Annotated in this window: 15 protein-coding genes and 1 pseudogene; 5 read left to right on the top strand and 11 right to left on the bottom strand. The window is 64.2% G+C overall.

Annotated features, from left to right (window positions below; genetic code table 11):
• Positions 1-122 precede the first annotated feature (122 nt).
• Positions 123-587, bottom strand: coding sequence for a hypothetical protein (locus G3480_RS10455; protein WP_240905738.1), 465 nt, complete (start codon positions 585-587; stop codon positions 123-125).
• Between the two features lie 165 nt (positions 588-752).
• Positions 753-1,232 carry a putative toxin-antitoxin system toxin component, PIN family gene (locus tag G3480_RS10450; protein ID WP_164653832.1) on the bottom strand — a complete coding sequence of 160 codons (480 nt, stop codon included), beginning with the start codon at positions 1,230-1,232 and terminating at the stop codon, positions 753-755.
• Between G3480_RS10450 and G3480_RS10445 the strand changes: the two genes are divergently transcribed.
• Both G3480_RS10445 and G3480_RS10440 read left to right on the top strand, forming a co-directional pair.
• Positions 1,191-1,424 carry a hypothetical protein gene (locus G3480_RS10445; protein WP_164653831.1) on the top strand — a complete coding sequence of 78 codons (234 nt, stop codon included), beginning with the start codon at positions 1,191-1,193 and terminating at the stop codon, positions 1,422-1,424. The genes G3480_RS10450 and G3480_RS10445 overlap by 42 nt on opposite strands.
• Positions 1,425-1,427: 3 nt before the next feature.
• Entirely contained in the window at positions 1,428-1,607 is a 180-nt protein-coding gene (locus tag G3480_RS10440; protein WP_164653830.1) for a hypothetical protein, read from the top strand.
• Between the two features lie 248 nt (positions 1,608-1,855).
• Here G3480_RS10440 and G3480_RS10435 read toward each other — a convergent pair whose 3' ends face one another.
• Positions 1,856-2,164 carry a Clp protease/crotonase-like domain-containing protein gene (locus G3480_RS10435; protein WP_164653829.1) on the bottom strand — a complete coding sequence of 103 codons (309 nt, stop codon included), beginning with the start codon at positions 2,162-2,164 and terminating at the stop codon, positions 1,856-1,858.
• Between the two features lie 67 nt (positions 2,165-2,231).
• Here G3480_RS10435 and moaE point away from each other — a divergent pair, with 67 nt between their 5' ends.
• Complete coding sequence (gene moaE / locus G3480_RS10430; RefSeq protein ID WP_164653828.1) at positions 2,232-2,690, top strand: molybdopterin synthase catalytic subunit MoaE; 459 nt, start codon at positions 2,232-2,234, stop codon at positions 2,688-2,690.
• A 2-nt stretch (positions 2,691-2,692) separates the two neighbouring features.
• Here moaE and G3480_RS10425 read toward each other — a convergent pair whose 3' ends face one another.
• Positions 2,693-3,091, bottom strand: coding sequence for a hypothetical protein (locus tag G3480_RS10425; protein ID WP_164653827.1), 399 nt, complete (start codon positions 3,089-3,091; stop codon positions 2,693-2,695).
• Positions 3,092-3,095: 4 nt separating this feature from the next.
• Entirely contained in the window at positions 3,096-3,275 is a 180-nt protein-coding gene (locus tag G3480_RS10420; RefSeq protein ID WP_164653826.1) for a hypothetical protein, read from the bottom strand.
• 609 nt (positions 3,276-3,884) lie between these two features.
• Here G3480_RS10420 and G3480_RS10415 point away from each other — a divergent pair.
• Positions 3,885-4,631 carry a HesA/MoeB/ThiF family protein gene (locus tag G3480_RS10415; RefSeq protein ID WP_164653825.1) on the top strand — a complete coding sequence of 249 codons (747 nt, stop codon included), beginning with the start codon at positions 3,885-3,887 and terminating at the stop codon, positions 4,629-4,631.
• 2 nt (positions 4,632-4,633) lie between these two features.
• Here the strand turns inward: G3480_RS10415 and G3480_RS28310 are convergent.
• From G3480_RS28310 to moaB, 4 genes and pseudogenes are all read right to left on the bottom strand, one after another.
• Positions 4,634-4,840: pseudogene (locus G3480_RS28310) on the bottom strand (ISNCY family transposase); the annotation flags it as partial.
• 478 nt (positions 4,841-5,318) lie between these two features.
• A complete protein-coding gene (gene moaD, locus G3480_RS10405) occupies positions 5,319-5,573 on the bottom strand; it encodes a molybdopterin converting factor subunit 1 (protein WP_164653823.1) in 255 nt (84 codons plus the stop codon).
• A gap of 13 nt (positions 5,574-5,586) precedes the next feature.
• The gene (locus tag G3480_RS10400) at positions 5,587-6,840 is read right to left on the bottom strand and encodes a molybdopterin molybdotransferase MoeA (RefSeq protein ID WP_164653822.1); all 1,254 of its coding nucleotides are present in this window, start codon (positions 6,838-6,840) and stop codon (positions 5,587-5,589) included.
• A gap of 10 nt (positions 6,841-6,850) precedes the next feature.
• Positions 6,851-7,381 carry a molybdenum cofactor biosynthesis protein B gene (moaB, locus tag G3480_RS10395; RefSeq protein WP_164653821.1) on the bottom strand — a complete coding sequence of 177 codons (531 nt, stop codon included), beginning with the start codon at positions 7,379-7,381 and terminating at the stop codon, positions 6,851-6,853.
• Positions 7,382-7,586: 205 nt separating this feature from the next.
• Between moaB and G3480_RS10390 the strand changes: the two genes are divergently transcribed.
• Positions 7,587-7,934 (top strand): nitrous oxide-stimulated promoter family protein, encoded by a 348-nt coding sequence (locus G3480_RS10390; RefSeq protein ID WP_164653820.1) that lies wholly within the window; start codon positions 7,587-7,589, stop codon positions 7,932-7,934.
• Between the two features lie 18 nt (positions 7,935-7,952).
• Here G3480_RS10390 and G3480_RS10385 read toward each other — a convergent pair whose 3' ends face one another.
• Together G3480_RS10385 and G3480_RS10380 are read right to left on the bottom strand one after the other, a co-directional pair.
• On the bottom strand, positions 7,953-9,125 hold the full coding sequence (locus G3480_RS10385) for an NnrS family protein (RefSeq protein ID WP_164653819.1): 1,173 nt from the start codon (positions 9,123-9,125) through the stop codon (positions 7,953-7,955).
• A 126-nt stretch (positions 9,126-9,251) separates the two neighbouring features.
• On the bottom strand, positions 9,252-9,893 hold the full coding sequence (locus G3480_RS10380) for a TusE/DsrC/DsvC family sulfur relay protein (protein ID WP_164653818.1): 642 nt from the start codon (positions 9,891-9,893) through the stop codon (positions 9,252-9,254).
• Positions 9,894-9,933: the final 40 nt, after the last annotated feature.

The following is a 9,933-nucleotide window of genomic DNA, read 5'->3' as shown; positions in this document are numbered from 1 at the left end:
AGACAGAGATTGCTCTTGCCTCCGCACAACCAAAGCTTTGACTGTACAAGGATGCCTAGTTATCAAATAAGATGACTACAAGCGATCGGCAATATAGTAATTATAAAAATCGCATTTTATTGCTATAGCGAGTATAGCTCCAGCAGGATTCCCGTCACTGCTCCGCCGAGCAGGCCGCCGGTCAGTCCAAGGGGGATGTCGCGGAGGACGACGCTGATCTCTTGCTGTACCTCCAGATCCAGCATCGCGGAGGTTGTCCCCCCAAGGATCCAAATGCTCGCTGCAACCACGGCGGCGATAAGGCCGGCGACGACAGGCGCAGACAAGGCGTCCGGCAACCACCTCAGACTGCGGCCAACCAGCCAGCGCTCCGACACTTGAAAAAAGGTCCCGACCAAGGCCACGACACCGGCCGCGAGCACGAACATCCCAACGCGCTGGCCGAGAACATCGAGCACGTGGAAATAGGGGACGCACCACGGATAATGGTGCGTGATCGGCAGGCCCGCGCAGACATCCAGAGCCGATGGAGGTTGGGCGACGTCGCGTTCGAGATCGAGTTCGGTGACGACGCGTGCTGATCGCATAGTGGTGCTGCGCTACGCCCGAGAGCGTGGTGTCGGTTTGACCAGTCACGGCAGCAGGAGGTGCTGCCTCGACTGGTCGCACCAATGGGCCGGGAACTCAGCCCCACGGACCCGGCGCCGGATGACGTCCGCCAGCTTTTTCCGCCATTCGTCGTGCCGCGGGTGTCAGGGGATGCGGCCCTGCTGGTTCGCCAGGACCGCTGCCAGCATTGAGGCGGAAACCACCGGGGCGCCTCCGTAGCGGTCGCGCTCGAAATCGGAGTCGCCGGTGACGATGAGATCCGGCGCCGGCCGGGTAGTCACCAGGGCCACGAACGGTGCGTCTTTGGGGTCCCGAATGTGCTCGGTGACGGTCCCAGGCGTGACCAGATCTGCGATCAAGGCAAGCCTTGCAAGCAGGGCCTCTGGCCGGATCGCAGCGCGGGTAAGAAAGCGTTGGAGCCGCGGGCGAGCAAGCACATCCTGCAGCTCAGCCAGGGTCTCGCTGCTGAAGACAGGGGTGATTCTGCCTTCGATCACCGCATCGGTCGTGACGGGGTCGGCTGGATCACCGCCCTCAAGAGCGGGGCGATTCGTCGGCTGGTCGATGACGGGGTGATCTAGATGGATCTCTTCGATGAGGTCGATCTCTACGAATGCACCCATGAGGACTTCCCCGGCGGGCGTCTGGTGGTGTGCCGCAATCCGGCACTCGCCGCACAGCGTGCGGCCAAGCGCCGTGAGTTGCTGGAGGCGACCTGCACGCAGCTCGAGCAGGTGCGGCAGATGGTCGCCAACGCTCGCCTGGAGGATTGCGACAAGATCGGCGTGCGCGTCGGGCGGGTCATCAACAAGTAGAGGATGGCCAAGCACTTGGTGCTCGACATCGCAACCGAGCACTTCGCCTTTCACATCGATGAGGACAAAGTCGCTGAAGAGGCGGCGCTCGATGGACTCGATGTCATTCGCACCCCACTGCCCGTCGAGCAGGTCGGCAGCGCGGATGCCGTGCGCCATCACAAGGACCTCAGTCACGTCTGATCTGATCCAGTAGATCCGCCTGTAGCCAGACGCATACACCCAGGCTCTCTCGAAACACGAGCAGGATCAAGCGCATAACGCTTCGCATCGGCTGGAACTTCGGACTAAATCAGTGGCCTGGCACGACATCTCCGCTTCTTGAGTCGGCGGGTAAAGTCACAACGTAGAAATAAGCAGCGTCTTAAGTTGATTCCCAGGCGATGCTCCGGTGTTCAGCACCGGATTCGAGGCAGCGGAAAACAGGTAAATCAGGCGGTTACGCGCCTACACGTTTCGCCTACACGTTTTGCAACCTTTACAGCCATGGTGTCGAGACCGCCTGGGGTGTCGATGCGGATCACCAGGAGCGCGGCGCTCTGCCCCTCGGCTTGCGCGACCGATTCCTGGACATAGCTGGCGGTCGCCGGTCCGATGGCGCCCTCGATGTCCATCGCAAGGACCTCGCGACCGCCGGGTGGATTCGGCGCGTCCGCCGTTGCGAATCCAGGCATCACGCCCAACACGATGCTCAGGAACCAGATGCCTGCCAGCCGCCACCAAGAGAGTGGATGTGCCATTGACCCTTCTCCAGAACCGCCCCAGCGGGGCTATCTTCAAAGCTTAGACTGTCTTTCGGAGTGAGCCTTGACGACACGCATCCTCGTTCAGCCCGACCCATTCGACACCGCCGCCGAGCAAGCTGCGCTTTGTCGCGGAAACCCAAGGGTTGGTGCCCTCGTGACCTTCGTTGGCTTGGTGCGCGATCTCAATGATGGCAAGCGCGTCCACCGCATGACCTTGGAGCACTATCCGGGAATGACAGAGAAGGCGCTGCGCGAGATTGCCGACGCGGCGGCTTGCCGCTGGAGCCTGGAGGGGCTCAGCCTCATCCACCGTGTCGGGCCCTTGGAGCCACAAGACCCCATCGTCTTCGTCGGCGTGGTCAGCCAGCACCGCGGCGAGGCCTTCCGCGCCTGCGAATTCCTGATCGACGCGCTCAAGACAGGGGCGCCCTTCTGGAAGAAAGAGCAGGGTGAAGACGGCGAGCGCTGGGTCGAGGCCCGGGCGTCAGATGACGCTGCTGCCGGGCGCTGGCGGGAGTGATCTCAAATCTCAGGAAGTGGAACCCTCAAGGCGCAAAGCGCACGCAGGGAAGACGGCTCTGCCGATGCGCCGCTGGCCGCGCGAGGCGACATCCACCACCCCTCGGTGTTAGCGCACGGGAAGTCCCAGGTCGCAACTTGCCCGGCGTTATAGAAGTAGAGGCTGTAGAAGCTTACCTTCGCCGAGAGCCCCGGGGTGTGGGAGGCGATCCACAAGCGCTCCCCGATCGGTGCCCAGCCATAGCCAAGATCGGCCGCTTGGTGGATGTGGGCTTCATCGAGATAGACCAGCAAGGGGGGCTCTGGACCTAAAGTTTGCTCCAGCAGGGGCTGCAGCTTCGCGACGAATGCCTCGCGCGGGGCGGTGGTGGCCCGATTGAGCACTGCCTTCGATGCACCCAACGGATCAACGTTTGCAGGTGAGACGCCCCGCACTGCGGGCGGCCGCCGAGGCCCCTCGCCCCTGCTGGGTTAGCGCGTACAACGCCAAAAACCGCTCGCGGGTGCGCGCGTGCTCGGCCGTCATCGCCTCAGCCCGCAGATCCTCGGGGGTTTGGCTCCACTTCGCGAGATCCAGCTCAAGCATACACTACTCACTCTAGTCGTTCGGGTAAGGGTCCTGCGAACCGTGTGCGAGGCACGGGATTCAGACGACCATAAAAAAATCACGCATCCCGCTCTGGGCGGGGTTTAGTGAATCGTGATGCGATTGCCCTGGGATGGCAGGTCTGGTCTTCGGAATGGCCAAAACGACGTTGCGCAGACGACTGTCGAAGCTGCAAAACATGGTAGGCTACCTTGCAGCCTAAAAATGAAGGAATCGTTGTCGGACCCCGAAATGGTGCCAACTGTACGCCCAGCGGTCGTCGTGCTCGATCTGACCAATGTTGCACGCGGGAGCGATCCGGCGCGTTTGAAGGCGCTCTTGGACGACTATCCCCATGATCGGGGCAGCAGCCAGTCGGGGTGCGTGCATGGGGCAATCGGCCAATCACCATTGAACGGCAGTCGGCTAGTACAGCGGTGCGGAAATGGTCCGAATGGCGGGTGGATCAAGGTGCATGCTCCGTCACCTCAAAAAAGGACCCGAATCACAGATGCGCAGCATCCACCAGCCACCTTGCCATTGACCGCAAGCGTTCGGTGGATGCGCTGCGCTTCATCCATTACCCTAGAACTCGGTTAGCGGGCGATTATGACCGACGAGCAGTTGCTCCGCTACGGCCGACAGATCCTTCTCCCCGAATTCGGCATCGAGGGTCAGGAGCGTCTTGCCTCGTCCAGCGTGCTGGTGATCGGACTCGGTGGTCTCGGTTCGCCCGTCGCCATGTATCTGGCCGCTGCTGGTGTGGGCCGACTCTATATGGCCGACTTCGATGCCGTCGATCTCTCCAATCTGCAGCGTCAGATCCTGCATACAACCGACCGGATCGGTCTGCCGAAGACCGAATCCGCCCGGATCGGCCTCCAGGCGATCAATCCACTGGTGGAACTCATCACCATCAAGCCGCCCCTGACCGAGGGGCGACTGCCGGACCTGCTCGCTCAGGTCGACCTAGTCGTCGATGGCTGCGACAACTTCGCCACCCGCTTCGCCGTCAATGCGGCCTGCTTCGCCGCGCACGTCCCGCTCGTCGCTGGCGCCGCGATCCGGCTCGAAGGACAGGTGACGGCCTTCAGCGGACGCCCCGGCGGTCCCTGCTATCAGTGCCTCTATCCGCGCGACGGTTACGAGGATGAAACTTGCTCGGTCAACGGCGTCCTCGCACCCGTGGTCGGCATCATCGGCAGCATTCAGGCGACCGAGGCCATCAAGATCCTGACCGGACTAGGCACCCCGCTCTTTGGCCGGCTCCTGCTGCTCGACGCCGCGACCATAGAATGGCGCACACTGCGACTGCACCCGGACCCGGAATGCCCGATCTGCGGTTCGGAGGGATGAACCAAGCCGGGGCGGCCGGTCTGCGCGCTCACCGATCCTGCGCCATCCGCCCGCCCCGGGAGCACTTCCGCCAGGATGGCGAAGACCCGCTGGCGGATTTCCGTTTCCGTGGAAATATACTGCAAGCCACGCAGGATACGGGGGATGTCGTCACGCGAGCGGTGATCGATTTCAATGGCGGCAATATCCTGTTCGCCGAGTTGGAGCATGGCGGGAAACGGAGCACGAAGTTAGGTGATTTCCGGGAAACAACAGACCCGCAGTTCCGATCCCGATGGGCAAAGCCCTGGCGATGAGCATCTTTCGGAGTGCCGAGGGTCAAGGGGCGTGCCCATCATCCCAACTCAGCGCTTTGCAAGATGGGCACGTCCGTCCAGCGCCGAAGTGACGCTCAAGCCCCGAGTGCGGACTTTGCCCATCCTACCGACCCGCGCCTTTTGGGTAAGGTCATTTACGGAGTTCGCCTTAGCTGCAATTCAGCCCGCCGCGCGCTGCGCAGGGGCCGGAAGTCGGGTGGTCGCAACGAAAGATCAATGGGTTATAGAACGCATATGATCCCATCGAATCGGATTTCGTGCATTCTTCGATAAAGGGGGTCAGATTATAACAAATTGATTCAAATAGCGAAAAAAAGTTTCCGCCCAGGCACTACTTAGGTTGCAGTCTCCTCAAGGGCGCCTGGGTTTGCTATCCCCCCGTGACCGGCGGAAAGATCCCCAACTCATCGCCGTCACGAATCGCGGTGTCGGGGCGCACGAGTTCCTGGTTGACGGCCGTCATCAGGCGCTCGCCCTCGGGCAGCGTCTCGGCCCAAACCCCGCCGCGAGCACGCAGCTGGGCGAGCAGGTCGGCGACTGTCTCGATGCCAGGCCGACGGGGCAGCGTTTCGTCTGCTAGTCCGAGCTGTTCGCGGAAACGTGCGAAATAGAGGATGCGGATCATGGTGGCAGTGCGCTCACTGGAAGAGGTTGGCAAAGGGAATGAAATCGACCCGGTCGCCGGCTTGGATCACCTGGCCGGGCGCGATCTCGATCAGACCGTCCGCCCAGGCGACCGAGGACAGGACCGCCGAGGAGCGGCTGGGGTAGACCGCCAGCTCCAACTCGCCATCCTCGCCGGTCGCGATCCGCGCCCGATGGAACTCGGTGCGCTTGTCCGGCTTGAGCCAGTCGAAGCCGGCGCGAAGCCTGAGCGCGCGTGGCGTCAGGTCGCCGGTGATGCCCTGCATGCGCAGGATGAGCGGGCGGGCGAAGAGACAGAAGGTCACGAACAGCGACACCGGATTGCCGGGGCTTCCGAAAAAGGGTGTCTCGCCGACCCGTCCGAAGGCGACCGGCTTGCCGGGGCGTATCGCGATGTTCCAGAGATCCAGACTGCCAAGCTGCTCGACGGCCGGCTTGAGATGATCTTCTTCGCCCACCGAGACACCGCCGCTGGCGACGATGAGGTCTGCCTCCCGCGCCGCACTGGCCAGGGCGTCGATCGTGGCCTCTAGGGTGTCCGCGACGATCCCCAGGTCCAGGATCTCGCAGCCCAGCCCCTGAAGCAGGCCCTTCAGCGTGTAGCGGTTGGAGTTGTAGATCTGTCCCGGCCCCAGCGGCTCGCCCGGCATTGTCAGCTCATCGCCGCTAGCCAGGACGGCGACCCGCAGGCGGCGGTGGACCCTCAGCTGCGCGACCCCAATCGAGGCCGCCAGTCCCAGATGTTGGGGGGCGAGGCGGGCGCCGGCGGGGATCACCTCCGCGCCGGCCCGAATGTCCTCGCCCGCGCGACGGATGTTCGTCCCCGCCTTCGCGTCCAGAGGGATGACGGCTGTCTCGCCCTCGCGCACGCAGATCTCTTGGATGACCACGGTGTCGGCGTCCTCGGGTACGGGCGCGCCGGTGAAGATGCGCGCGGCGGTACCGGGCTCCAGCGGCGTGCCGGTCGTTCCTGCCGGGATGCGCTGGGCGATCCGCAGCCGTCCGCCGCATTCGTCCAGATCGGCTTGGCGGATGGCATAGCCATCCATGGCGCTGTTGTCCCAGCCGGGGACATCGATGTCACTCCTCACCGGCGCGGCCAGTACGCGTCCGAGCCCGGTCTCGGTCGGGATGGTTTCGGCGCCGGCGATTGGCTGGACCCGCGAGAGCAGGATGTCGATCGCCTCTTGCTTGCTCAACGTCGGGCGCCGATCGGTGATGGATCCGCAATCGTGAGACGTCGTCATGGGCATCATCTCAGTGTTCGCGCAGACGCGGGATGAGTTGCGCGAAATTGCAGGGGCGGGTGCGGATGTCCAGTTGGGGCTGCAGGATGCTCTCCCAGGCGGTGCGACAGGCGCCGGTGGAGCCGGGTAGGCAGAAAACGAAGGTGCCGTTGGCCAGGCCGGCGACGGCGCGGGACTGGATGGTCGAGGCGCCGATCTCGGCGAAGGAGAGCTGCCGGAACAATTCGCCGAAGCCTTCGATGTCTTTGTCGAACAGCGGCACGACGGCCTCGGGGGTGCTGTCGCGTCCGGTGACCCCGGTTCCGCCGGTGCTCAGGATGACATTGACCTGGGGATCGGCGATCCAGCGCGAGACGATGGCCCGCAATCGATAGCGATCGTCGGGCACGATCTCCTTGGCGACGACGGCGTGTCCGGCCGCCTCGGCGCGCTCTCTCAGAAAGTGACCGGAGGTGTCCCGGTCCTCGCCCCGGCTATCGGAGACGGTGAGGATCGCGATCTTGAGCGGAAGAAATGCCTGCTCGGCAAAGTGTTCGGTCATGTCGTTCCCCTTCGATGTAAAGCCTTGCGGTTTGGGCTCAATCCAGCTTGGCATACGGGTCATCTCGATCGCGCGACGCCGCGTACCGATTTGATCTTTGTCAAGGCGACTCCCAGGCCCCCCGGGAAAACTCCAGCACCGAATTCCTTCGCAGCACCGCCGGTCGCCTGCTCGGACTTGCGGCCCCGAAACCAGAGGATCGCCCATGTCAGCCGGACGTCGCATCACCCGCGAGAAGAAGACCATCGCCGCCATGATGGCGATCTATTGTCGCGATCATCATGCCAGCGCTCGCGAACTCTGCGAGGAATGCGCCGGCTTGCTCGACTATGCCCAGCGCCGCCTAGACACCTGTCCCTTCCAGGAGGAGAAGCCCGCCTGTAATCTGTGCGAGGTCCATTGCTACGCGGCGGTCCTGCGCGAGCGCACGCGCGCGGTCATGCGCTACGCCGGCCCGCGCATGCTGCTTCCCCATCCCATCCTGAGCCTCGGCCACATGCTCGACAAATGGCGCCCCGTGCCCAGGTTGAAAGCCCGCAAGCGCGATGGGTGAGGCACGCGTCTGACCGCGTCACCCCGGCCGGCCATCCGGTCGCGGGCTGAGCAGCATTGGGGCATGCACCCAGAGAAAGAGCCCAAAGGCCAGGATCCAGCAGAGGCCCCCGGCCATCAGCCAGACCTGGTAGCCGGCAGGAACGAGCAAGGGTCCGAGACCGCGCAGCGCCGCCGCCAGGTTGATTAGCACGAAGGCGACGAGCGTCAGCGCTGCCGCCTGCATCGGCCGTCCCGTGTGTCCCACCGTCACCCGCGACATCATGCCCAACGTCACGACGCCGATGGCGCCGATCGTCAGCGTGTGCAAAGCGCTGCGCGGCGTCATGGCGGCAAAGGCGGGCAGTCCATCCAGGATCAGGCCGAGCGCAAGCCAGAGCAGACCGACGTAGAGCACGGTCAGCATGGGCGTGGTCCAGATCCGCCGATCGTGCCAGCCGATCAGCCGCGTCAGTTGTAGGAGACCTAGCGTGAGTGCCAGGCCGCCCGCGATCCGGCCCATGGGCTGGACGAGATCGATCACCAAAAGCCCGGCGGCCACAATAAAAACCAGTCGCTCCAAGAGCGGAAACACCCGGGGCCGCGCGTTCGCGATGCCGCTCTTGATGAAGAAGGGCATCACCCGGCCCGAGACCAGCAGCATGACCAGCACCACCAGGTCCAGCATCAGACGGTGACCGCGCGTCGCGCCGCCGGCGATCAGGCCGAGCGCATCCAGATGCACCATCGCCCCCGCCAGGGTCATGCCCGCGAAGACCGCCAGAAAGACCCGATTGACCGGATTGGGACCGCTCCAGAGCGGTCGCCAGAGTGCGAGCGCCAGGGCCGGGAAGAAGGCGAGATCGATGAGGGCGACCAACCATGGAGGCAGCCCCAACCAGGGCGCGAGCCGACCGGCTAGCCAAAGCCCGACCAGCGCGGCGAGTGGGGCGCCGCTCGCCGTCGCCATCCCGGTCCAATTGCGCACGGCGGTCAGCAGGAAGCCGGCGATCACAGCGGCGAGATAGCCGAAGAGCATCTCGTGGGCATGCCAGGCGGTGCCGGCGAGATGGCTCGGTTGGGGCCAGAGCCCGCTCAGGATCGCCAGCCAGACGGCGACGCTGAGGATGGCCGCGACACCGGCGGCCAGAAAGAAGGCACGGAATCCGAGCGCGAGGACGGGGATGGACTGGAGGCGGGAGGCGGAGACCATAGGGGCTTGGACCTGGTGGCTGTAGCGACGCGTTCACGCACGCTAGCCGCCGCGCCGACCGCTGGCCTTGATGTCGGTCAAACGGCGGGACGCTTCCTGCCGTGACATGGATCGTCAATCCTGTCCTCAATGCTCACCCTTGGTCCGCAGCAGCCCGGCCAGTCGATTGCCCTGTTTCTGCGGTCCGCCGCGCGGAAAGATCTGATGGAGGTAGCGATTGCTGCCGCGCTCGCGCCCCCAGACGTTGCGGAAGTGAAGGATCATGTCCCGTACCGTCGCCTGGATGCCTTTGTGAGCAAAACGGGCGCGCAGGAAACGGATCACTTCCCAATGTTCTTCGGTCAAGACCAGCCCCTCCTGGTCGGCCAGGGCGCGGGCGAAGTCCTCCGACCAGTCCGAGGGGTCAACCAGATAGCCCTCGCTGTCGGTCAGGATGGCACGCGCGCCGACCTGCACCGCGCGGGTGGTCATGCTCGGGTAGGCGTTGCTGCCCGCCGGGAATTCGCCGGGGAGTCCGCGCGAGTCCCGCTCGGATTGGGTGATGGACCACAGCTCGATCGGGATCTCACCGTCGAGCCGGCCCTCGTAGCGCTCCACCCCGGAGACTAGAATGGTGCCGCTGGTTGGTGGCAGGTCGAAGCTGGCGATGCCCGCGCGGTCGGTCAGCACCGGCGGGGTCTCGCTCCCGTCCGCGTCCAGACGTAGCACCACAGGGGTGCGTTTTAGGGGCTCATGGGTGGCCTTCATGGAAATTCTGACTGCGATCATCGTCTCATCTCCGACGGTTACGACATCCCGTGGCTCGGTG

Source organism: Thiorhodococcus mannitoliphagus, assembly GCF_010915725.1.
In the GTDB taxonomy this organism is placed as follows: Bacteria; Pseudomonadota; Gammaproteobacteria; order Chromatiales; family Chromatiaceae; genus Thiorhodococcus; species Thiorhodococcus mannitoliphagus.
The sequence above is the reverse complement of the archived record's forward strand: the minus strand, read 5'-3'. Positions and strand labels throughout refer to the sequence as shown.

What these genes read in the sequence shown, in the direction of transcription:
- G3480_RS10455 (WP_240905738.1), bottom strand. Translation starts at nt 587, where the DNA reads ATGCGATCAGCACGCGTCGTCACCGAACTCGATCTCGAACGCGACGTC.
- G3480_RS10445 (WP_164653831.1), top strand. Translation starts at nt 1,191, where the DNA reads ATGGATCTCTTCGATGAGGTCGATCTCTACGAATGCACCCATGAGGAC.
- G3480_RS10450 (WP_164653832.1), bottom strand. Translation starts at nt 1,232, where the DNA reads ATGGGTGCATTCGTAGAGATCGACCTCATCGAAGAGATCCATCTAGAT.
- G3480_RS10440 (WP_164653830.1), top strand. Translation starts at nt 1,428, where the DNA reads ATGGCCAAGCACTTGGTGCTCGACATCGCAACCGAGCACTTCGCCTTT.
- G3480_RS10435 (WP_164653829.1), bottom strand. Translation starts at nt 2,164, where the DNA reads ATGGCACATCCACTCTCTTGGTGGCGGCTGGCAGGCATCTGGTTCCTG.
- G3480_RS10420 (WP_164653826.1), bottom strand. Translation starts at nt 3,275, where the DNA reads ATGCTTGAGCTGGATCTCGCGAAGTGGAGCCAAACCCCCGAGGATCTG.
- G3480_RS10415 (WP_164653825.1), top strand. Translation starts at nt 3,885, where the DNA reads ATGACCGACGAGCAGTTGCTCCGCTACGGCCGACAGATCCTTCTCCCC.
- moaD (WP_164653823.1), bottom strand. Translation starts at nt 5,573, where the DNA reads ATGATCCGCATCCTCTATTTCGCACGTTTCCGCGAACAGCTCGGACTA.
- G3480_RS10400 (WP_164653822.1), bottom strand. Translation starts at nt 6,840, where the DNA reads ATGACGACGTCTCACGATTGCGGATCCATCACCGATCGGCGCCCGACG.
- moaB (WP_164653821.1), bottom strand. Translation starts at nt 7,381, where the DNA reads ATGACCGAACACTTTGCCGAGCAGGCATTTCTTCCGCTCAAGATCGCG.
- G3480_RS10390 (WP_164653820.1), top strand. Translation starts at nt 7,587, where the DNA reads ATGTCAGCCGGACGTCGCATCACCCGCGAGAAGAAGACCATCGCCGCC.
- G3480_RS10385 (WP_164653819.1), bottom strand. Translation starts at nt 9,125, where the DNA reads ATGGTCTCCGCCTCCCGCCTCCAGTCCATCCCCGTCCTCGCGCTCGGA.
- G3480_RS10380 (WP_164653818.1), bottom strand. Translation starts at nt 9,893, where the DNA reads ATGATCGCAGTCAGAATTTCCATGAAGGCCACCCATGAGCCCCTAAAA.